Here is a 21,010-nt window from a genome sequence, read left to right as displayed (position 1 = left end):
AAAGTCCTTAGAAACACCAACATTGCGGTTCTTTTAGGAGTTACATGATGGAAATGCTGAAATTCGGCAAGTTCGCTGCACTGGCTCTGGCCATGGCTGTCGCCGTGGGCTGTTCCTCCAAGGGCGGCGACGCCTCCGGTGAAGGCGCTGGTGCTGGCGCTGGCGCCGGTGCTGTCGACCCGAACGCTGGCTACGGCGCCAACGCCGGTGCCGTTGACGGCAGCATGGGCGATGAAGCCGCTCTGCGCGCCATCACCACCTTCTACTTCGAGTACGACAGCTCCGACCTGAAGCCGGAAGCCATGCGTGCTCTGGACGTTCACGCTCGCGACCTGAAGGCCAGCGGCCAGCGCGTCGTTCTGGAAGGTCACACTGACGAACGCGGTACCCGCGAGTACAACCTGGCGCTGGGCGAGCGTCGTGCCAAGGCCGTTCAGCGCTACCTGGTGCTGCAGGGCGTATCCCCGGCTCAGCTGGAGCTGGTGTCCTACGGTAAAGAGCGTCCGGTTGCCGTCGGTCACGACGAGTCTTCCTGGGCTCAGAACCGTCGCGTCGAGCTGAAGAAGTAATAAACGATGTCCAAGCGCCTGCAGTTCTTGATCGCCCTGACCCTTGGTGTACCGGTTGTCGCCGCGGCTCAGGTTCCCGTACAGGATGGTAGTTATGGTGTTGCCCAGTCCGCTGGGCAAGGCTATGGCAACGCAGGCGCGGCCAGTGCCGGAAACGGGGCTCCCGTTTCCGGCATGGGTCAACTGTTCATGCAGTTGCAGCAGATGCAGGACGATATCGCGCGCCTGCGTGGCCAGGTCGAGGTTCAGGAAAACGAGATTCGCCAGCTCAAGCAGGAAGGATTGGATCGTTACCAGGATCTGGATGGCCGTATTTCTCAGCTTTCTTCCGCTCCTGCCAATGCAGGTGCCGGAGCCGCTGCGGGTGCCGCCCAGGGTGGTGCCATCGCGGCCAACAATACGCCGACCCCGCCTGCTTCCGCAGGGGCACCGGCCGCCAGTAGCGAACCGGGCGATCCAGCGAAGGAAAAGCTGTACTACGACGCTGCCTTCGATCTGATCAAAGCCAAGGATTTCGACAAGGCCAGTCAGGCGTTCAACGCCTTTCTGCGCAAGTATCCCAATAGTCAGTATGCGGGCAACGCCCAGTACTGGCTGGGTGAAGTGAATCTGGCCAAGGGCGATCTGCAGGCCGCAGGCCAGGCTTTCGCCAAGGTCAGTCAGGCCTATCCCACCAGCAACAAGGTGCCGGATTCGCTCTACAAACTGGGTGGGGTCGAGCAGAAGCTCGGCCGCACCGATCGGGCCAAGGGCATGTACCAGCAGGTCATCAGCCAGTATCCCGGAACCTCCGCTGCGCAACTGGCGCAGCGGGATCTGAAAAGCCTGCCCTAGCGCAGGCTTTTTTCTTCTATCTACCGCAACGGAGGCGGATGGCCTGTGTAGCCGTCACGCCCGTGGCTTTCATGCAAAAAGATACCCTACGTCTTACCGAAATCTTCTATTCGCTCCAGGGTGAAGCCCGTACCGCCGGTCTTCCCACCGTCTTTGTCCGCCTCACCGGCTGTCCCCTGCGCTGCCACTATTGCGACACGGCCTATGCCTTCACCGGCGGCGAGATCCATCACCTGGATGCCATCCTGGAGCAGGTCGCGAGCTACCGGCCGCGGCACATCTGCGTGACCGGTGGCGAGCCACTGGCCCAGCCCAATTGCCTCAAGCTGCTCGAACAACTGTGCGATGCCGGCTACCAGGTGTCCCTGGAAACCAGTGGCGCCCTGGATGTCAGTGGCGTGGATGTGCGCGTGAGCAAGGTCGTCGACCTCAAGACCCCGGGATCCGGGGAAATGGGGCGCAACCTCTACGCCAACATCGCTCATCTCACACCGAACGATCAGGTCAAGTTCGTCATCTGCTCGCGTGAAGACTACGACTGGGCGGTTTCCAAGCTGATCGAGTATCGCTTGGATCAGCGGGCGGGGGAGGTATGGTTCTCGCCCAGCCATGGCCAGGTGGTGCCGCGTGAGCTGGCGGAATGGATCGTGGCCGACAACCTGCCGGTGCGTTTCCAGTTGCAGCTGCACAAGATTCTCTGGAACGACGAGCCAGGACATTGAGCATGAGTCAGCCTAAAGCGGTCATCCTTCTTTCCGGCGGCCTGGATTCCGCCACCATCGTTGCCATGGCCAAGGCCCAGGGCTTCGCCTGCTACACCATGAGTTTCGACTACGGCCAGCGCCATCGCGCCGAGCTGCAGGCCGCCGAGCGCGTAGCGCGTCAGCTGGGTGTCGTCGAGCATAAGGTGATCGGCCTGGATCTCAACGGGATCGGTGGCTCGGCCCTCACCGACCCGGACATCGCCGTGCCGGAGACGCCGGGCGACGGCATCCCCGTTACCTATGTGCCGGCGCGCAACACCGTGTTCCTGTCGCTAGCCCTGGGTTGGGCCGAGGTGATCGGCGCTCGCCATCTCTTCATCGGGGTGAACGCGGTGGATTACTCCGGCTATCCGGATTGCCGGCCGGAGTTCGTCGAGGCCTTCGAGCGCCTGGCCAATCTCGCTACCAAGGCGGGTGTGGAAGGGGATACCTTCAGGATCGAAGCCCCGCTGCAGTATCTGTCCAAGGCGCAGATCGTCGAGACCGGTACCCGGCTGGGCGTGGACTACGGTCTGACCGTGTCCTGCTATCAGGCCAACGGCGAAGGCGAGGCCTGCGGCCGTTGCGACAGCTGCCGCCTGCGCGCCGAAGGCTTCAAGGCGGCCAAGATTCCCGACCCCACCCGCTACCAGTAAAAAAATTTCATCTAGGGTGTTGATTCTCCTGAGAAAATCGCTAGAATGGCGGCCACTAACGGGTCGTTAGCTCAGTCGGTAGAGCAGTTGGCTTTTAACCAATTGGTCGTAGGTTCGAATCCCACACGACCCACCATCTTCACCAGAAACCCTCCGCAATGGAGGGTTTTTGCGTCCTCGCAGCTAAAAACAAGCAGCCGTCTGGAGCGGAATCTAGCCTCACAGTTTGATGATGTCAAACTGAACCAGCTAGCGCCCTGAGCCTGGCGCCGCATGGCCTGGGCGCAATTTTGTACGTCAGCTCCGCTGTGTAGCTATCCACGCCTTCCTACCGCTGTAAGCGGTCTCACCCCATTGCTGATCCATTCTGCGAGCTGATCGAACGCTTCTGGCGTGGAGGGTCCGGAGATGCTCCCCGGTTGTTGAAAGGGTAGGGAAGGGAGTGGCTTAGGTGGATCCAGTCGCTGTTCCTGGTGTTGCCGCGCGCTGTAATCCACTCGAGCGATCAGGCTTCTCGGTACCTTATCGGCACGTTCTTCGAGGACATGACGCATCTGGTGTGGATCCGTCTCGATGTATTCCATCGTGGTAGCGATGCTCGAGTGGTTCAGCAGGGCCTTGGCTACGTGAATGTTGCGATCCGCTTGTCGCATTAGGTCGGACGCCAGGGTGTGCCTGAACCGATGGGGAGTCATCCGTGTCCCTACTATCGCCGTCAGCTTTCTATACATCGCCTCAATCTGATTTATATCCATAGTTTCTCGTCTGTAATGCGAGGAGAACCTATTGACGTTAAATAGCTGGTCCGTGGCTTTGAAATGCAGGGAGTCTGCCCACGCTACAACGCGGTCTATGTGCTCGTAAAGAGGTCCGGGAATGGGTAGGAGAAACTCTTTGTGAGTCTTGTCCCCTTCGCTTCGAATATTAATAGTTCTGCGTCTTAGGCAGATGTCTCGTCTCTGTATACTTAATAAAGAATTCAGGCGAATTCCGGTGTAGTGAAAGGTTTCGTAAACAGATAGCCAGAACCAAGCTGGGGTTATGCTGCTGCGTTCGCCTGATACCCGTTCGATCTCTTGTAGCCTCATAAGCTGGTTGCGACCCTGGGTGATGGCCTCGTGAGGCACAGTTTTCTTCCGCTTTCTAGGTGGAACTACAGAGGTGTCAGTGAAGGGGTTTTTGCGAAGGGTCAGTAAGTCATGAGAAATGGCGTACCTGAAAAGAGTTTTCAGATGGCTCGCGTAAGTATTCCAGCTGCGTTTGGCTAGTCCGGAATCCAGGGCTTCTTTGCGCCAGATCAGAATGTCTCGATGGTGTAATCTCTCAAGATCGATGTCATCGCCGAATCTTCGGCTTAATGCTCGGGCCGCTGCTAGGTATATAACTCTAGTTGCTGGCCTGAGGTCGTGAGTGTCATTGTATTCGCTAGCAATATCGATGATATTCAATTTTCGCTAGCTCCCATATCTTGCAGTCGCAGGCTAATATTATCGAATAGGGGACGCGTGAAGAGTGCAGCAGGGTCCTTCAAAAGATAGCCTTTTAGCAGTTTGGATTTCCGCGGGCCGATGACCTCGCATGTCCATATATTGAGATTGTCCGGTGTCTTGCGGTTAGTTTTGAGTTTTTCAAATCCGCGTTGAACCAGCTGCCAGGTTTCAATCCCTCTCGCCTTGGCTTCCCTCTGTAGGTGAGGATGCTCCAAGGCATAGCGCTTGAATAATCCGGGGCTGACGAGAAACGCAGTGCTATCCACTGTGTGAATCAGTGCTTTGGCATCGTTGATCACCAGCGTGTGTGAAAGCACGCCCTGCCGCGCCCAAGCTATGAAAGCTTGGCCGAGATCAGCTGTGTCCTTGGCCGAAATTGCCTCTTCTGCTGAGTGCTCGGCGATGCAATCAGTGAAGTTGTTTCGGGTGGCGTCAGGGAGCAGCTGAGAAGTCGGAATTTCTGAAGATGGAGCCGCTTCACCAAAGAGCTCATCTGCTAGTGCAAGGGTCTCGTCCATGGGGTCCAAACCGGTCTGGAATGCGGGCGGCGGCAGTGTTTCGGATGAAGGCATCTCTTGTGAAGATGTGACATGCGTCACGCGTTGTGGTATCGGGAATGATGGCGTAGTGATATCGCTCACGGTTGCAGGCCGCTGCTGATCTAGCTCGGGGTCTTCCGGCTGCTCAAGTGTGAAAGTGCCGGTAAATGGAGCTGGTCGATCCGCTGGATCTGGCCAAATCAACGCGGGGGAGACCTTGAGTAAGGTGAAGGTGTTCTTCCAGCCGTGGCCGGTGTCGATCGTTGCCTTCCAGATAGCCTTGTCCTGAGCGTTGACCTGGATGATTGCCTGGTCTTGGATCAGGTTGAAGAACGGTGCATTCGAGGTGGGGATACCTTCCACGCCTTGGGAGAGCATCAGTGCCCGCAGCTGATCTGAGGCAGGCTTGCTGACGAGCCATAGCGCATCTTGGGTCAGCCACCCGTCCGAGGGCCCATCTGGCTGGTTCAGCTTGAACTTCTCAATGACTAGGGTGCGCAACCCATCAGCCAGTTGACGCTGGATCGTGTTCCTGGGGGCCTCCATCGCACGTTGCGGGTTGGCGCCGAGCTCCTGGGCGACACTCGCCTGGTCGGCCTGGACGATCATCTCGCCCAGTACGCCAGCGTGCTGGTATTGCCCGGCCAACACGAAGATCAGCGATGACCATAGCTCACGGTAGCCACTGAGCCAGTCCAGCACGTGGGGCGGCAGCACCTGGAAATAGACGAGTGCTGAGGCAGCGCCATGAAGCTGGTAGTCGCGACCTTTGACGTATCTGAAGCGGTAGGGCTTCTCAATGCGACCGTGCCAGGGGTGCCATGGCTTGCCATCCTCGAGGACGACTTCGATGTCGACGGCGATCTTGCCCAAGTCGTGGAGGAGGGCGCCGTAGGCTACCGCTGCTGACCAAGCTTCGGCCTGGGCTGCTTGTGACTCAGGCGGAGCGCCAATGGGGAGGAGGTAGTTCTGCCGGATCTTCAGTGCGTAGGCGACGATCTCCAACCCGTGGTCGAGCAGGCCCCCGGGATAGGCATGGTGGTGGTTTTCCGAAGCTGGAAGCTGCTGGACCAGGTCAGCGTAGCGCCCGAGAGGATCCCGATAGAGTGAGGCGAACTGCTCGCGGGACAGCGACGTCCGCTGCCAGATGTTCTCGATGAGCTTCTGCCGGCGAGGGAGCGCCAGGAGATCCTGGCTTGCAGACGGCTTGGTGAAGCCCTGTTTGCTGGGGCCTGCAGTTGCGGAGGATGGGGCTTTCTTCCTGAAAAAGAGATCGAACATGGCATGCCCTTGGTAGTTCTTGGGCCTGCGTTGTCGATCAGCAGCGGTGAGCGAACAATGGTAAACCGCTATCACTGCTCGGAAGGTTGGGAAGGCGAATGGCTACTATGGTCAGGAGCCTGGGCTCCCTTTGCTATTCGAAGCCGTGAAATGACCCCCGAAAGTTGGACGCTGCCTTGAAGGCGTACCATGCCCAAGTACTCTCTAGCGTTCAAATTGAAGATCGTCGCTCAGTACCAAAAGGGCGATTGCAGCTACGGCCACCTCGCTAGGGTGCATGACGTCAGCGTGGTGCAGGTAAAAGGATGGATTGGCGCCTATGCCAATCACGGAAAAGCGGCTCTACAAAAGCGTTATCGTTATCACAGCATCGATTTCAAGATCGAGGTGGTGCGACAGATCGTCGAAGGCCTATCAATCCGACGGGCTAGTGAGCGATTTAGTCTCAATCGCTCCCAAATGCAGCGCTGGGTCGATGCGTGGCAGAGGTATGGTATCGAGGGGTTGGCCAGCAAACGCAGAGGTGACTCCTTGCCCCTTCTTCCCGTTCCAGATCCATCCGCTTTCAAGCCCCACATCGCAAACCCAGTCCGAGAGCTGGAAAAGCAGGTTGCCTATCTGCAGGTCAAAAACGCCTTTCTGCGCAAAGCCATGAGCTTGGGTCTCAAGGACAGTGACCTGGACAATCAGCAGAAAGCACTTATCGTGCAGGAGTTGCGGTCACGATATCCACTTGATGCGCTTCTTCAGGGAGCATGTCTTCCTCGAAGCAGCTTCTACTACCACCTCAAGGTCACTCGCCAACCAGACAAACAAGGTGCCCGCAAAGAGAGCATCCGGACGATGTTCGCGCATCATCGGGGTCGCTATGGCTATCGCCGCATCACGCAGGCGCTACGCAATCAGGGGCAGCAGATCAATCACAAGGCAGTACAGCGGCTGATGGGCGAAATGTCGTTAAAGTGCACGCTGCGACGCCGTCGCTATCGTCCATTCACAGGGCCGGAGTCCTGCGTGGCGCCTAACCTGCTGGAACGCCGCTTTACCGCACCGCAGCCCAATCAGCGGTGGGCGACTGACATAACGGAGTTTCGTGTCAATCAAAACCGGCTATACCTGTCACCGATTCTTGACCTCTTCAATAAGGAAATTGTGGCTTTCGAGATAAGTGAGCGCCCATCGTTCGAGATGGTCTTACGTATGTTGAAAGACGGATTGAAGACCCTTCGGCCTCATGAGAAACCGCTCATCCATTCCGATCAAGGCTGGCACTATCAATACCCTGCCTACCAACAGCTGATCCGTCAGCATGGACTGACTCAGAGTATGTCAAGGCGAGCCAATTGCCTCGACAATGCGGCAATGGAAAGCTTTTTTGCAGTACTAAAATCTGAGCTTTTCCACTGCAACAGGTTCTCAAGCGTAGAGGAGCTGGCAGTAGCAATTCGGGCCTATATCGACTACTACAATAAGGAGCGAATCAAATTGGCACTGGGTGGGCGCAGTCCAGCTGAATATCGTCTGGCAATAGCGAAAGCTGTGAATACCTGTGACGAATAGGACGTTTGCCTCATAGCTACCGCAGAGTCGATCGGTTTCTAGACCCTCGGCGTTTGAGGAGTGCAGGCATGCTCCGGGTCTCAATAAGCAGTGGCAGGCATGTCGGCTTCAAGAACGAGCCATCTTCAAAGTCATCTGCTGCGCTGCTATGATCCGCTAAGGAGATGGCATTCCTCCTCAAACCGCCTCGTGCTGATGATGCCTACGTAACCCCTTGGCAGGGTGCGTAGGTGCGCCCTGTCTTTTTCGAGGACAGCGCTATGCACCGACCATATCCCTCCCCGGCCCCTAGTCTTCCATTCCCCTTGGGAGACGTTCCATGCTGAAGCCGCTCATAGCCATCGCACTCGGTGCGACCTTGGGTGCCTGGCTCCGTTGGATACTGGGCTTGAAGCTAAATGCCTGGTTCCCGTCGCTCCCGCCTGGGACGGTCGTTGCGAATCTTGTAGGTGGCTACATCATCGGAATGGCCGTAGCCATCTTCGCTGCTTGGCCCGGGATTGCGCCTGAATGGCGGCTGTTTCTGATCACCGGATTTTGCGGCGGCTTAACCACCTTCTCGACGTTTTCTGCTGAGACACTGATGCTAATCCAGCAAGGAAGGCTGCTCATGGCGCTGACTGCAATCAGCGTTCATGTCGTGGGGTCCCTGTGCATGACAGCCCTGGGTATCTTGACCATCAACCTGCTGCACCCACGCTAAAGGCAATAGCATGAACGACTATCTCGTTACGTTCTATACCGAACAAAATCGTCGCCATGAACATCAGCAGATTGGAGATTGGCTTCTGGATCTTGCTAAAGAGCTTCACCTAAGTGGCGCAACGTTGTCAGTGGCGGCTGAAGGCTTTGGCCAAGATGGAAAACGCCACTCCGCTCATTTTTTTGAGCTTGCCGATCAGCCCATCCAGGTAACGATGGCGCTGACTCAAATTCAACACGACATGCTGTTTCAACGCCTCGAATCGGAAGACTTGGCACTGTTCTACATCAAGACGCCTGCCGAGATTGGCACGGTAGGACGCCACCGCCCTTCCCAAGAGACAGAGTCATCCTCGTCCTGAGCTGACGCACCTTTGAATCGGTTAAGGCGGCCGCGGTAACCAACGGCATCAAGGGATGGCTTTCACTGAGCCCCATTTGCGGACTCATCAGCTCACTCGTCGTAGAGAGTGGGCTGATGGTCCTAGCTTGGTAGCGTTGCTCAGCGAGGCGCCACCTAATCGACCTCATTTGCGTGGTTGCAGATGAGCAATGCAAGGCGAGACGAACAGCGTCCCGCGGTAGGCACCGGCTAGGGTGCGTCCCGCGACCACCGCCCACAGAGCAGTCAAGGCGACGACCAAAAAGGCACCGAAGACGGTAAGGAAACCTGACCCAAGCGTGCTTCCCAAACGTAGCGTCGTGACGGCATAGACGCCCAGTGGAAAAGTAAAACCCCACCATCCCAGGTTGAAAGGGATGCCGTGGCGCGCGTACTTCAGCGTGATCAGTATGGCAAGGCTCATCCACCACAAGCCGAGTCCCCATAGTAGGATCCCGCCAATTACGCCTAGCCCCTGCGCGACGGCGCCAATTCCGGCCATACCGTGAGCAGCGAAGATGACCGGCGCGTCGCTGCCCATCACGAGCAGACCCAACGCACCTGTACCAATGGGGCCAAGCGATAACCAGCTCGATGCAGCCATGTTCTCGTGAGGCAGCTTGTGCAGTGCCATCCGCAATAGCAGGATCACGAGGACACTTAGGGCGACAGGTACCGAATAGGCCCAAAGCACATAGCTGGTCACCAGCACGGTGAATTGGTGCCCGCCGTCGGCTAGGTGCGGTGCCAACAGCCCGCCACTGGCAGCGGCCACTTCGGCGGCTACCACAGGTAGCAACCATACCGCCGTCATTTGATCGATGCTGTGCTGCTGACGAGTAAACATCAGGTACGGAATCGCTACTCCGCAAACCAGTGCCATGGCCGCATCGACCCACCAAAGTCCGGTGGCAATCGTGACAGCCACCTCACCCCATCGTGGCAGCCCAAAGATCAGCATCCCGTTGATGATTGTTGCCAACCCCATCGGAATGGTGCCGAAGAACATCGATACGGTGGAGTGGGCAAAAATTTGCTTGGCTTCGTTGTAGAACAAGATCCAGCGAGCGGCATACAAGCCGCTGAATAGAACGAAAAGCAAGATGTTGAACAGCCACAGTCCTTCGGCGATCAGACGCAAGCCGGGTACCGACGCGGGAAAACTCGCTAAGGCGATTGCCAAAATACCGGTGCCCATCGTTGCCGCAAACCAGTTGGGGGTGAACTGGCGAACGACTTCGAGCGGCTGCTTGAGCTGGCTGAGCGGCTTGCCGCCGGTGCGCAGGGCTATAGCATCCTTTAATGTCATGAGGTGAGCTCCGCTGAGGAATGCAAACAGTCTAGCCCGGCTCGATTATCTGAAAAATTGAATATGATATAAAAAGTAATCTACTAAATAGATAAGCAGTCCCCGCTGTCCGCAGGGACTGCTCCACGATCAAGGCTTCGCGACGTGCCAGACTTGATTGACACCTTCACCGGTCGTTTCACCGGGCTTGCTGTCCTTTACCCAGGTATAGAGTGGCTGCCCCTTATAGGCCCATTGCTGGCTACCATCCTCACGCTGTACTACGGTATAGCCGTCACCGCTCTTGGCCCCTGCCGGTGCCATCAGCGGCGGCCAGTTCTTGGCGCACGGGCCGTTGCAGGCGGACTTACCCTCGCTGTCCTTGGTGAAGGTGTAAAGCGTCATACCCTTTTCATCCACAAGCACCTTACCCAAGGTGGTGTCGCCAACCTTGGCGGGCGTGGCCGCCACGGCCAGCCCTGTCATGGAGAAAATGGCAGTGGCAATCAACACTTGTCTGAGCATGCTGGACCTCGATGGTTATTGGTTATTAGTATTTCGATTGGAGCACTTGCACTTGCACGGGAGCACCTGGCGCATCGGCTGCACCAGGTGCGATGACGAGGTAGCGCTGTTCATCCGCCTGGGATTGCTGAACCAGTTGGCGTATCGGTCCTACCGCATTCACGATAGCTGCGCCGGCGGGATTGGTTTGAAAAGCGGCGAGAGACTCAAGAGCGCCGCTACCGTCTGCATGACGAGCCAACGCTAGTACATAGGGCTGCTTGGCCACCAGGCCCGTAACCGAGGCCTGCAGGACCTGAGTCAAGCCCTGGTCGAAAAGTGTCACCTGAGTGGTATGACGTTCGTGTTGACCCGGCGGAGCCAGGGCGATCTGAATACTCTTGGCGGCGCTCCCTAACGGCTTAAGATTTGCCAGCCCAGCGCCCTGGGTAGCGGCGCGGGGAACGTAGACCAAAGCCTGGGGCGCCTGCCCCACGGGTACAGTGGTTTCAACGCTATTGGTCAGCGTATTGATGACGGCCACACTGTCAGCATTCTCTAGTCCCACGTACAACCGCGTGCCATCTCCTGACGGCCAGAGACCGTGGGGCAAAGCGCCAACAGGAATGCTGGCGACTTGGCTGAAATCATCGGTTCGGAAGACCTTGACTCGATTTTCTCCGCCTACCGTTACATAGGCGAAGCTTCCGCGGGCATTGCGAACCAAGTTGACGTGATTAGTGATCGCGCCAGTATCAAGCGTCTTAATCAAGCTGAACGGCGGTTTGGCTGCGAACACCTGGGTCTTACCGACATCTTTTAGGGTGAGCCAGACCTGTTGGCCATCTGCAGACGCAGCGATGTTGGGGCAGAAGGGACTCGCCTGAGCGACGCGGCCAACAATTCGATGCTCGGCAACCGAAACCACTACGGTTTCCGGAGTGAACGAGGAGCAGACGTAGCCATAGCGGCCATCAGGGGAGAAGATCTGCATGCCAGGGCCTGGCGGTACGCCAATTCGCGTCTTCTCTTTGAAAGTCACCGGGTCGATCACGGCGATATAGTCCTCGCCCCGTACCGTGACCCAGAGCTCTTTGCCGTCAGGGGTGAAAAAGGCTTCATGAGGCGCGCGACCCAGATAGGTTTTACCCTTCACCTGGTTGTTGGCGGTGTCGATGAAGGACACGGAGTTCGAGCCTATCGCTACGACGGCCAAGGTTCGCCCATCTGGCGAAAATCCCAAGCCATGCACCAGTAGCTCGCCCTTGTACAAAGGACTCAAGTTCTTGGGTTGGCTGTCGCCTAGGGTGATGACGCCGAGCAATTTTTCCGTGCTGGGATCAATCACCGATACCGTGTTGGAGAACTGCTCCGCCGTATACACACGGTCTTGGGAACTAATCGTGATGTCCGGTTGTGCAGCAGCACGCGGAACTTGACCGGCTGAAGCGGTGCAGGAGATTACTAACAACACAGCGGCGAGCGGGGTGAGCGACAATCGAGGCATGAGGATTACCGAGTTGGAGAGGCGGGCAATTCAGAAAGCGCCTGCTGCATGACGGCGATTTCCTGTTGTTGGGTGACAATGATCTCTTGGGCCAGACGGCGTAGGCGTTCGTTATGGCCATACCGCAATTGGATCCGTGCCATTTCGATCGCACCCTGGTGATGTGCCGTCATCTGGGTCACAAAGTCGCGGTCTACGTTGCCACTGCTGGGCTTGTGCATCGCGGCCATCATCTGATCCATGGCCTGGCGGTTGTCGGCCTGCGCCGTGGCGGCGCTGCTATCAGGTTCGGCCCAGGCAATGGGAAGCACGAGCACCAGAAGGGTGACTGCCAACAACGGGTGTTTGACTGAAAACACGTGGCGCTCCAGCAGACTGGTGAGTTTCCAATGCAGACGTTTGTACGGTCTGGGTTATTCCATACCTACAAAAATAAAAATTGTGGGGAATAAAAGGTCAGCTCAAGCGTCTGTCAGCGATACCAGGGGAATGTCCATGCTTGATGACGCCATGCTTTCTCAGCTACTACCGTCTCTGCGTCGCTTCGCAAGATCGCTTACTCGTCACGAAGCCAGCGCCGATGACTTGGTCCAGAGTTGTCTAGAACGGGCGCTTACGCATGGGAACACGCGCTGTCCCGCCGGTGATGTGCGAGCCTGGCTGTTCACCATCCTGTACCGCCAATTCGTTGATGGCCGACGTCGTGAGCGCCGCTATGGTCGTCTGTTGGAGTGGCTGGGATTCCAAGAGGTCCCGGTTGAGCCTTCGGCTGAGACGATCTATCTGGATCAAGAAGCGTTGACGAATCTTGAGAGACTCAATGACGAACAGCGTGCCCTGCTGCTGTTGGTCGCGGTGGAAGGCATGAGCTATCGCGATGTATCACAGGCGCTTGGCATTCCACTGGGAACCGTCATGTCTCGTTTGGCGCGGGCACGCGCGGCCTTGAGACAGATCCACGAAAGTCCTTTGGCTACCGCCGCTTTGCGAGTATTGAAATGATGTATCGACCTCCTACTCCTGAAGAGTTGATGGCTTATGCCGACAATCAGTTGGATGCGCTGCGGCACGAGGAGGTGATGCGCTATCTTGCAACCCATCCGGAAGATGCCGCACGGGTAGCTGATATCCGCGAGCAGAATCGTCGGCTACGGCTGATTTTTTCTCCCGTGCTTGAGCCTTTACCGACACACCTTATGCCAGCAGTCGTGCGACACCGGATAGTCGCCAGACGTAAAAGACGTATGACTTATCTCGCTTCGCTAGTGCTGACGTTAGGCCTGGGTAGCGGCTTAGGGTGGCAGGCACGGGAATCGATGCTGCGGCGGGCGCACGTTCCAATGGCGGATGCCGTGGAGGCTTATCGACTATTTGCGAGCGCCGAGGGGCGGCCGCCAGTCGATGTAACCGGCCAGGACGGTGCGATTCAGCATTGGCTTGAAAGGACATTTGTGCAGGCGCCCGCCCTCCCTAACCTGGAGCGCTTCGGCTTGATCCCAGTGGGTGGTCGTCTCATGGCCACGGACACCGGCGCCGCCGCGATGGTGCTCTACCGGGATACGAAAGGGCGCCAAGTGATCTTCTATGTGCGGCATCCCAACAGCCAGCGCGACGTTGGCCACGGATCTCGTAGGGAAAGCGATGTTACGGCTGACTATTGGTCAGGACAGGGCTACAACTTTGCGTTGGTGAGTCCTAGCGAAGCATCGTTTGATACCTTGCGTGAGGCGATCTCGCAGAGGCCACCTCTCTAGTTCCCGTTCAGACCAGTGCTCGTTGCTTGAAACCAACCCTGTCCAACATTTGGGGGTCATTTCACCGAAGGCGGAGCCCTTTCTGGTAGGGCTTTTACCCTTGGAGCTCCCTTCCATTCCCACCTTTGCTCCAGCCCATTTTCGCCTCTAACCCCTTGATTGATGTCACAGAGAACCCAATTTGCGATTGGTTTTAGAACGATGAAGCTGTTGCGGGCTAGTGAGCTGGGGCGTATAAGTGATGTCATAACGACATCCCTTTTGAAGAATTACTGGGTATCCAAATGAGCATCAACTCTCCTTCGACCGCATCTCGGCTTGGCCAAGGCCTAGGTCGTGCCGTTTCCGTCGTATTGAGAATCGAGGCCCGATTCTGGAATGCTCTAGGTAGAGTGGGGATCCCGAAAGCGATCTTCAGGCTGCTCATGTGGCTGGTTCGCCTAGCTGCAGTTGTCGTTTTACTTGCTTGGTCGGCTGGAGTTGTCGTCCCAGTCATTGGCTTGTTGGCTATCGCCTATTACCTCTCGCGCTCCACTTCTGGGGAGGCCTCTCTTGAGGGTTCGGGAAGTAGTGCTATTGGTAGCCAGTTTGAGACTGAAGAGGGTTATCAAACCGGTCTCCAAGGCTTCGGATACTACGACGCCAATGGCCTGAAGCAACACGACTGAAAACAGGGCGTACGGTAATACCGCACCGCCCTGATAATCTTCAGCCTTTCTTGCTACCGCTAGCGTCAATTCCTGCTTTTAACGGCCCCATCATCACATCCGCACCTCCTCTTCCCGCCGTCTTGGCATCTTGTGTTCCAACACTTAAGCCATTTGCAAGGCCTCCTACCTGATAGCCAGCCCAAGTCATTGCTGTCATCCAAAATACTGGCAGTATCAAGAACATCGCGCCCATGACGTAATTCAGCAGCATGTCTCCCTGCATGTTGCTCAGGCCGATGATGGGGTCGAAGTTCGCGTGCGGTGCGGTGTTGTTGACCTTGTAGATCCCGGTGCCATACAGCGCATCCATGATGGTGCTGTCGACCCACCTCGCCAGTTGCAGCCAGAAATCCACGAAGATCAGCGCGAACTGGGCGAATGTGAGGGTCATGGCCACCTTGAGGTCATAGGTTCCCAGCACCAGTACGATCGGGATGCAGATGATCAAAGCCATCTTGAGGAAGGCCATCACCATCGGCGCGGCCTGCCGGACGCTGTCCATGGCCGGGAAGTAAGCGAGCGAGCCTACTGCCTGTCCCAGGCCAGCTGTGACCCTGGCGGCGTCGTTGTACAACGAGCTGCCAATCTGGCCGCCGTAGTCCCCGTATACTTGCCCCTGCGTCAGCGTCTGCTTCTTCGGCGACACTAGGTCCCGAATCACTGAGTCATTCACCTCGTCCTGAGACATGAAGCTCGCCCACTTGGCCAGCTTGGTCAGGATGTCCGGTTCAACCTGTGCCAGCAGTCTTGCCCTGAGGCCCTTGGAGCCATCCGACCACCATTGGGTGCAGGTGGGATAGCCACCGCCGCCCGTGGTCTGTGCCAGTCCCGCGTCCCGGGTGGCGTCGTAGGGCCATGCCGTACGCGGGGTATGGGAGCGGAAGCCCGAGCTGCCGTCGCTGTAGTAGCCGCTGGTGCTTAGGAAGTACTTCGAACCGATCCAGCTGACGTCCAGGTACTGCTTGTCGCTCAGGGTGGGCTGGGTCATGAACAGCTTGGCGCGGGCCCGGGCGTAGCAGTCGTTGGTGAAGTCGGCGACCTCCTGGGCGAGGAGGGGATTGTCGATCCGCTCGGCGTTAACCTCCATGCGCAGCTGCTGCAGATCCTGACCACAGGGAATGCTGGCCACGGCGCCCGCCGCCATGCCCTTCGAAAGCGCGTGGACCACCATCCACCACAGTGGCACCTGGGCGCTCTTGCCGTTGAGGGTGCTGAACGATGTCTCCCAGCCCGTTCCGTCCGGCTTGGGCACATCGACCTGGCATTGCTTGGAGCGAGTCTGGTCGTACTGGATGGTGGAGAAGCTGACGTTCGCATTCGGGAGCGGCATCAGGCCGAGCATGATGACGATTAACGCCACGAAGAATCGGTTCTCGATACGCGCCAGGCTCAAGGCCCCCTTGTTGCCTTCGTCCTGGCCTTCGCCCCGGGCGCGCAGCCACTCCTGGATGATGATGGCGGCGAACGGCGCGGCAAACAGACCGGTCCCGCCGATCATCTCCCAGATGCCACTGTTGATGATCCAGCCCACGAGGGTCAGGTAGTACTCGAGGTAGTCGTTGGTATAGAGCTGCATGGCGATCTCCTACAGCACGCCGGCGTTGCGCAGTTCGAAAAGACCGATGACCACCAGGGCGAGCGCCTCACAGCGGTAGATACGTCCGCGCTCGTCGGTCACGGCTATCAGACGACGCCTGACCGGCCACCAGCAGCAGATCAAGCCGGTGTATAGGCACAGCCGCCACACCAAGAAGTGGCCATGGTGATCGGCCTGCCACTGGCGGTAGCTCTGCAGGTCGCCGAAGCCCCAGGCCGTCACAAGCACGAAGCCCAGGGCGATAGCTACCGCCAGCAGGAAGGGCCACAGCAGTGACCAGGTCAGGCCTAAACCGCGCCGACTGAAGCTGAGCACCGCTAGGGCGCGGCGAGACCAGGAGGAAGTCGTCATGGTCATTCACCCTTCTTCGCCGGGTTCTCGGTGCGATCCAGCCGGTTTGGCAGTGGATCGCCCTGGAAGATGCCCTTGGAAGCGTCCTTGCGGATCGAGGCGCGCTGCAGAATGGTGGTCGGCGAATTGCCGGCCAGCTCCCGGCGCATGTCCAGCTCGGTCTTGAGGTTCTGGATCTCGGCCTGCAGGTTGGCAGCGTTCTGGTCGACCTGCGTCTGGGCGACCTGGTTGGCGGCGACGTTGGGCTCCTCACGGCCAGCGGCCAAGGTACGAACCAGCGACAGCGCCTTCTCGATGACATCGGCCAGGGAGACCTCGGAGACGAGCCGCTTGGCTAGCACGTCCTGGTCCTGTTCGGTGCGTAGCGATTCGATGATGCCGCGGGTGATCGGAATGGAATTGCTACCGGCCGCGGCCAGGTTCTCGGCTGTCATCGGCTGGGTGCCGGCGATCAGCGCATTTACCGCCTTGAGCTTGGTGTCGTAGGTTTCCTGTATCAGCGGAGTGAGGCCGACCCCAGCCTGGGTCACGGTCTTCTGGCAGTTGTCGCAGGTCTGCTGCTGTTGCTCGCCCAGGACGCGGGTGGCGAAAGTCGCAGCCTCCTGCGGCGACGACCAGGTGCTGCAGACGAGACCGCCGTTGCAACTGCTGGCCGGGATCGAGCCGGTAGCGGTGGGTGAGCGGCCACTGAGCATGTTGTAGCCGGCCTTGGTGACGTCGCCGACCACCTTGATAGGCTGCTGGCCGCTGCCCCCAGCTTTGCTCCCACCGACCCAGGTCACCCCCTCATTCCCGCTCTTCTGCTCGACTTGGTTGATTGCGGCCACCGCATCAGTGGTGCCGGCAGCGGCCGACTTCATCGCCTCACCTTCGGCGAGCTTGTTCCAGCCGACCTGGCCGCCGGCGACATCGAGCATCTTGTCGGCGATCGCGCGGCAGGTGCCCTTCGAGCGGTCGAAGTCCAGGCGCGCCTGGCCAATGCCGTTGGTGATGAGGTTGTACAGGCCCGGGTTGGCGCGCTGCAGGATCAGGCCGGGCAGGGAAGCAACGGCGCCGGTGGCGTTCTGCAGCACCGAGCTCATAATGGTCTGGAAGCCCTGGGTGGCCCCGTTGAGCTGGTTCTGCAGGGTGTTGGTGAGGCTCATGTTTCCGCAGATCAGGTTGGTGTTCCAGCCACCGCCAATCTGGATGCTGTCCATGTTGCCGACGCTGCCCATCGACACGGCATTGCCGCCGCCGATGCTGTAGAGCACGTCGTCACCGATGACGCTGCCTTGGGACTGCACACGGTAGGGCTCGGTCGCCTGGACAGCACTGCCGAGGAGAAGGCCGGCTAGGCAGGTGCTGGCCAGCAGGGTGAGGCGAGTGGTACTCATGATCGACGGCTCCCTGATCATTGAAAGTCGGTGCTGCCCAGGAAGACCTGGCCTTCACGCTTGCAGCAGCTGTAGGGGCGCCATAGCGCCCAGGCATAGGCGCCCACGGCGTCCTGGACGTGTGGGCCCGGGTTAGGGAAGGCTGCGCAGCTCTGGCTCAGCGTGGGTGTGAGCTCCTGCCACTTGCCGGTGGTGGCGTCGCCCTCAACCAGCTCGCCTGCAGGCCAGTAGCCGTCCTCGGCCTGGGCCAGCAGCGACTGGTAGACGTGGATCTGGCCAGGGCGCGTGACCACATCGCCGGCGCGCTGGGCCATGACCGCCGCGGCCTTGTAGTCATCGGGCTGATGCAGGAAACCGCTGCGTGGATAGACGTTGCCCCATAGGTCGCCGGACAGGGTGCCGCCCACTTCGCGCTTGCCCGGGATGAGAGCTTCCGGATAGACGGCCTCGGGGATGCCGTACCGCCAAGCAAGGTAGTCGTAGTCGCTCAGCAGATACGGCATGTAGGCGGTACCGGCGCCCTTGCAGACATAGCCAGAGCCGCTGGCGAACTGGCTGAAGGCGTAGCCGCCCGGGTGGCCAATGACATCCGTGTTCTTGAAGCGAGCGCTGATGGTGGTGTTGGCCTGGGTCGCGCTGTCGCCTGGGTCATTGCCGCCGGCGGCGACACTGCTGACGGTGCTGAAAGAGGCCATCTCCGTCCACGGGCTCTCGCCGGTATTGGCGTAGCTGGACACCACGGCATCGGGCACGAAGTGCCGCACCTTGGCCGAGGTCTTCACCTTGCAGCCGTAGGGGGTGCAGAACAGCCAGTAGCAGATGCCGACCACCTTGTATTCCAGGCAGTCAGGCGAGAGCGAAGACGACACGATGGTTGCGGTGGTGACGGCTGCAACTGCCTGCAGGCTGGTCGCCATAGGGATGGCCAGCGCAAGGCGCCGTAGACGCTGCATGGGCCGACTCATCGTCCACTGCTCCGGTAGCGCTCGATGCTGGCTACGGCGGCCGCCACGTCGGGCTGGCCATAGACCACATACCGACGATCCACCACGACGGCCGGCAGCTTGGCCACGCCTAGGCTCCACGCATCAGCCACGTCCTGGTGCGCCTTGGCGAGGTCACGGCCCAGCTGCTGGGCTGAGGCAGAGCGCCTCCGCTGCTGCATGATGGCTACAGCCTGTCGCGGTTCCGCCGGCAGGCCTTCGGAGAGCTGCTGCTCAAGGCGCTCCGGGGCATCCAAGAGCACCACTCGGGCGCCGACGCTATTGGTGAGGGGGTGAGCAGCGTCGGAGATGGCCAGCACATCCGCTATGGCGAAGGGGGTGCAGCAGGTGGCCAAGACAAAGCCCAGCAGGCGTGCTGGCATGGCTGCTGGGGCGGTAGGAGAGAAGATGGGCATGAGCAGTACCAGGCAAAGAAGTGGCTGGTACAGGAAACGCGATCAGGAGGGCTGGGTCAGCGGGAAACCATATCTACGTCGCTGGAGGTTGAAATACCCACACCCGGACGTATGGAGTCTGCTGTGGGTTTCCAAAGCAAATGCGTCTTCTCGACAGCGAGTGCCTCAGTCGGCTACCGACCCATTGCAGACCTTCGCGGGGGGCGGCAGTCGACTAAAAGCTGCCTTTTAACGAACGCCTGAATATTCCGCAGACAGATCATTGCTCCAGAAACAGCCATTCGGCGGTAGCCGTATCCGAGCCTAGCCTGTCCGTAGAAATGAGGTGGAACCCGTTCGAGTCCGAAGCGCTTCTGCATGTCCCAAGTGAAACAAGGGAACAGCATGTTGATCAAGGGCCGTCCTAGCTGTGACTCGATTGAAAGGGGTGCGAGGCTCAGCACTAAGCAGTTAGCTGGCAAACCGCTTCCAGATTCACTCCCTCAGGACCTAGCACATACGCCGCGTAGTAACTGGGGTGGTAATGGCGCCTGATGCCGGGCGCTCCGTTATCTTGTCCGCCAGCGGCAATGGCGGCCGCATAGAACGCATCGACCGCGTCACGACTCTCTGCGATCAGAGCTATGTGCGTCCCGTGACTGGGGGGAAGCGCAGCATGCAACCATAAAAACGGCTTTCCTTCAGAGCCGAACCCCAGTCGTCGAGGTGTTGAAGCTGGCGGATCGGCCTTGATGCTCATCAGCAACTCAATCCCAAGCGGCCTGAGCGCAGGTTCGTAGAAGGCTTGAGCATGCGAAATGTCCGAAACCCCGAGGCCTACATGATCGATTGCTGACCCAGCAAATTTGCTCATCAAGTATCTCCATAAACGCTCATGAATCGGCAGGTTGGTAGAGCGCGTCGTTGACAGCGCGGGGCCGCTCCGTGTGAGTATCAAACCTGAGATGCACCACCATCGGCGAACAGCTCAGCTCCATTGACATAGCTCGATGCATCGCTCGCCAGGAAGAGCGCGGCCTGACCTATCTCATATGCCTGGCCGATCCGACCGAGCGTGCTCTTCTCGCTAAGGGCATCGATCACCTCCTGCGCGTTCTCACCCAGAACGTTGCGCAGGGACGGGGTGTCCACGGGGCCAGGGCTGAGCAGGTTGATGCGTACACCGGATCCTTTGATATCCAGAACCCAGCTGCGCACCAGCGAACGGAGCGCGGCCTTGGTGGCTCCGTAGACACTCAGGCCGGGGCCGGGGTTGATCGAGGCGGTCGAGCCGATGACGACGACGCTGCTCCCCTTACCCATCAACGGCAGCGCGCCTTGCACAGTGAAGGTCGTGCCTTTGACATTGGTCGTGAAGAGCCGATCGAAACCTGCTTCGGTGATTGCGCCCAAGGGCTCGATTTCACCCGTCCCGGCATTGGCGATCAATACGTCGATATGGCCATGCACCCCGCTGATGTGGCTGAACAGCTGGGTCAGGTCACCAAGGTTCGAAATGTCCGCGCATACGGCAGAGGCGTTCTCGCCGAGGCTCTTAACGGCTTCGTCGAGCTGAGGCTGGCGGCGCCCGGTGATGACCAGCTTAGCGCCCTGGCTGGCGAAGGCTTCAGCGATGGCGAAACCCAGGCCCGAAGAGCCACCAGTGACCAGAACAACCTTGTTTTCAAACAACATGGGAAATACCTGCGCGGGTGAATATATAGTGAACACTACATACACAGACACCTGGGCGCAACATATTTAGTGACTGCTATATAAGCCTGACCAT

23 protein-coding genes, 1 tRNA gene and 1 riboswitch are annotated in these 21,010 nt (G+C 58.7%); of the genes, 11 read left to right on the top strand and 13 right to left on the bottom strand.

What is annotated here, in order from left to right; all coding sequences use genetic code 11:
• Positions 1 to 47: 47 nt before the first annotated feature.
• The 5 genes from pal (at position 48) to V6W80_RS15590 (ending at position 2,938) form a co-directional block, all read left to right on the top strand.
• The gene (pal, locus tag V6W80_RS15610; protein ID WP_017642122.1) at positions 48 to 569 is read left to right on the top strand and encodes a peptidoglycan-associated lipoprotein Pal; all 522 of its coding nucleotides are present in this window, start codon (positions 48 to 50) and stop codon (positions 567 to 569) included.
• A 6-nt stretch (positions 570 to 575) separates the two neighbouring features.
• Positions 576 to 1,403 (top strand): tol-pal system protein YbgF, encoded by an 828-nt coding sequence (ybgF, locus tag V6W80_RS15605; RefSeq protein WP_338544768.1) that lies wholly within the window; start codon positions 576 to 578, stop codon positions 1,401 to 1,403.
• 71 nt (positions 1,404 to 1,474) lie between these two features.
• Positions 1,475 to 2,125 carry a 7-carboxy-7-deazaguanine synthase QueE gene (gene queE / locus V6W80_RS15600; protein ID WP_338544767.1) on the top strand — a complete coding sequence of 217 codons (651 nt, stop codon included), beginning with the start codon at positions 1,475 to 1,477 and terminating at the stop codon, positions 2,123 to 2,125.
• A gap of 2 nt (positions 2,126 to 2,127) precedes the next feature.
• Complete coding sequence (gene queC / locus V6W80_RS15595) at positions 2,128 to 2,802, top strand: 7-cyano-7-deazaguanine synthase QueC (RefSeq protein WP_338544766.1); 675 nt, start codon at positions 2,128 to 2,130, stop codon at positions 2,800 to 2,802.
• 60 nt (positions 2,803 to 2,862) lie between these two features.
• Positions 2,863 to 2,938: transfer RNA gene (locus tag V6W80_RS15590), tRNA-Lys, on the top strand.
• 178 nt (positions 2,939 to 3,116) lie between these two features.
• Here the strand turns inward: V6W80_RS15590 and V6W80_RS15585 are convergent.
• Positions 3,117 to 3,890, bottom strand: a complete 774-nt coding sequence (locus V6W80_RS15585) for a site-specific integrase (protein WP_338547454.1) — start codon at positions 3,888 to 3,890, stop codon at positions 3,117 to 3,119.
• Positions 3,891 to 4,246: 356 nt separating this feature from the next.
• The gene (gene mobH / locus V6W80_RS15580) at positions 4,247 to 6,112 is read right to left on the bottom strand and encodes a MobH family relaxase (RefSeq protein WP_338544765.1); all 1,866 of its coding nucleotides are present in this window, start codon (positions 6,110 to 6,112) and stop codon (positions 4,247 to 4,249) included.
• A gap of 189 nt (positions 6,113 to 6,301) precedes the next feature.
• Between mobH and V6W80_RS15575 the strand changes: the two genes are divergently transcribed.
• The 3 genes from V6W80_RS15575 (at position 6,302) to V6W80_RS15565 (ending at position 8,736) form a co-directional block, all read left to right on the top strand.
• On the top strand, positions 6,302 to 7,672 hold the full coding sequence (locus V6W80_RS15575) for an IS3 family transposase (RefSeq protein ID WP_081049679.1): 1,371 nt from the start codon (positions 6,302 to 6,304) through the stop codon (positions 7,670 to 7,672).
• Positions 7,673 to 7,823: 151 nt separating this feature from the next.
• A riboswitch (Fluoride riboswitch) is annotated at positions 7,824 to 7,884 on the top strand.
• Between the two features lie 107 nt (positions 7,885 to 7,991).
• Complete coding sequence (gene crcB / locus V6W80_RS15570) at positions 7,992 to 8,375, top strand: fluoride efflux transporter CrcB (RefSeq protein WP_027597932.1); 384 nt, start codon at positions 7,992 to 7,994, stop codon at positions 8,373 to 8,375.
• Between the two features lie 10 nt (positions 8,376 to 8,385).
• The gene (locus V6W80_RS15565) at positions 8,386 to 8,736 is read left to right on the top strand and encodes a DUF190 domain-containing protein (protein ID WP_027597933.1); all 351 of its coding nucleotides are present in this window, start codon (positions 8,386 to 8,388) and stop codon (positions 8,734 to 8,736) included.
• A 165-nt stretch (positions 8,737 to 8,901) separates the two neighbouring features.
• Here V6W80_RS15565 and V6W80_RS15560 read toward each other — a convergent pair whose 3' ends face one another.
• The 4 genes from V6W80_RS15560 to V6W80_RS15545 all read right to left on the bottom strand — a co-directional run bounded on the left by V6W80_RS15560 (position 8,902) and on the right by V6W80_RS15545 (position 12,414).
• A complete protein-coding gene (locus V6W80_RS15560; protein WP_027597934.1) occupies positions 8,902 to 10,065 on the bottom strand; it encodes a TDT family transporter in 1,164 nt (387 codons plus the stop codon).
• A 129-nt stretch (positions 10,066 to 10,194) separates the two neighbouring features.
• A complete protein-coding gene (locus V6W80_RS15555; protein ID WP_027597935.1) occupies positions 10,195 to 10,569 on the bottom strand; it encodes a COG4315 family predicted lipoprotein in 375 nt (124 codons plus the stop codon).
• A 25-nt stretch (positions 10,570 to 10,594) separates the two neighbouring features.
• Entirely contained in the window at positions 10,595 to 12,055 is a 1,461-nt protein-coding gene (locus V6W80_RS15550) for a YncE family protein (protein WP_037007585.1), read from the bottom strand.
• A 5-nt stretch (positions 12,056 to 12,060) separates the two neighbouring features.
• Positions 12,061 to 12,414 carry a DUF305 domain-containing protein gene (locus tag V6W80_RS15545; protein WP_051398701.1) on the bottom strand — a complete coding sequence of 118 codons (354 nt, stop codon included), beginning with the start codon at positions 12,412 to 12,414 and terminating at the stop codon, positions 12,061 to 12,063.
• Positions 12,415 to 12,544: 130 nt separating this feature from the next.
• Here V6W80_RS15545 and V6W80_RS15540 point away from each other — a divergent pair, with 130 nt between their 5' ends.
• The 3 genes from V6W80_RS15540 (at position 12,545) to V6W80_RS15530 (ending at position 14,477) form a co-directional block, all read left to right on the top strand.
• Complete coding sequence (locus V6W80_RS15540; RefSeq protein WP_027597937.1) at positions 12,545 to 13,057, top strand: RNA polymerase sigma factor; 513 nt, start codon at positions 12,545 to 12,547, stop codon at positions 13,055 to 13,057.
• Positions 13,058 to 13,086: 29 nt separating this feature from the next.
• Complete coding sequence (locus V6W80_RS15535; protein WP_108576350.1) at positions 13,087 to 13,809, top strand: anti-sigma factor family protein; 723 nt, start codon at positions 13,087 to 13,089, stop codon at positions 13,807 to 13,809.
• A gap of 284 nt (positions 13,810 to 14,093) precedes the next feature.
• On the top strand, positions 14,094 to 14,477 hold the full coding sequence (locus V6W80_RS15530; protein ID WP_338544764.1) for a DUF3742 family protein: 384 nt from the start codon (positions 14,094 to 14,096) through the stop codon (positions 14,475 to 14,477).
• Between the two features lie 40 nt (positions 14,478 to 14,517).
• On the opposite strand, the gene V6W80_RS15525 is transcribed toward V6W80_RS15530, so the two are convergent.
• The 7 genes from V6W80_RS15525 to V6W80_RS15495 form a co-directional block, all read right to left on the bottom strand.
• A complete protein-coding gene (locus tag V6W80_RS15525; protein ID WP_338544763.1) occupies positions 14,518 to 16,095 on the bottom strand; it encodes a conjugal transfer protein TraG N-terminal domain-containing protein in 1,578 nt (525 codons plus the stop codon).
• A 9-nt stretch (positions 16,096 to 16,104) separates the two neighbouring features.
• Positions 16,105 to 16,467, bottom strand: a complete 363-nt coding sequence (locus V6W80_RS15520) for a hypothetical protein (RefSeq protein ID WP_338544762.1) — start codon at positions 16,465 to 16,467, stop codon at positions 16,105 to 16,107.
• Positions 16,468 to 16,469: 2 nt separating this feature from the next.
• Positions 16,470 to 17,843 (bottom strand): integrating conjugative element protein, encoded by a 1,374-nt coding sequence (locus V6W80_RS15515; protein ID WP_338544761.1) that lies wholly within the window; start codon positions 17,841 to 17,843, stop codon positions 16,470 to 16,472.
• Positions 17,844 to 17,860: 17 nt separating this feature from the next.
• Positions 17,861 to 18,796, bottom strand: coding sequence for a TIGR03756 family integrating conjugative element protein (locus V6W80_RS15510; RefSeq protein WP_430707723.1), 936 nt, complete (start codon positions 18,794 to 18,796; stop codon positions 17,861 to 17,863).
• An 8-nt stretch (positions 18,797 to 18,804) separates the two neighbouring features.
• Positions 18,805 to 19,242: a TIGR03757 family integrating conjugative element protein gene (locus V6W80_RS15505; protein WP_338544760.1), complete on the bottom strand. Its 438-nt coding sequence runs from the start codon at positions 19,240 to 19,242 to the stop codon at positions 18,805 to 18,807.
• 442 nt (positions 19,243 to 19,684) lie between these two features.
• Positions 19,685 to 20,095 (bottom strand): VOC family protein, encoded by a 411-nt coding sequence (locus V6W80_RS15500; RefSeq protein ID WP_338544759.1) that lies wholly within the window; start codon positions 20,093 to 20,095, stop codon positions 19,685 to 19,687.
• Between the two features lie 80 nt (positions 20,096 to 20,175).
• Positions 20,176 to 20,916 carry an SDR family NAD(P)-dependent oxidoreductase gene (locus V6W80_RS15495; protein WP_027602298.1) on the bottom strand — a complete coding sequence of 247 codons (741 nt, stop codon included), beginning with the start codon at positions 20,914 to 20,916 and terminating at the stop codon, positions 20,176 to 20,178.
• Positions 20,917 to 21,010 lie beyond the last annotated feature (94 nt).

It is taken from the genome of Pseudomonas benzopyrenica, from assembly GCF_036884265.1.
Taxonomy (GTDB): domain Bacteria; phylum Pseudomonadota; class Gammaproteobacteria; order Pseudomonadales; family Pseudomonadaceae; genus Chryseomonas; species Chryseomonas benzopyrenica.
The sequence above is the reverse complement of the archived record's forward strand: the minus strand, read 5'-3'. Positions and strand labels throughout refer to the sequence as shown.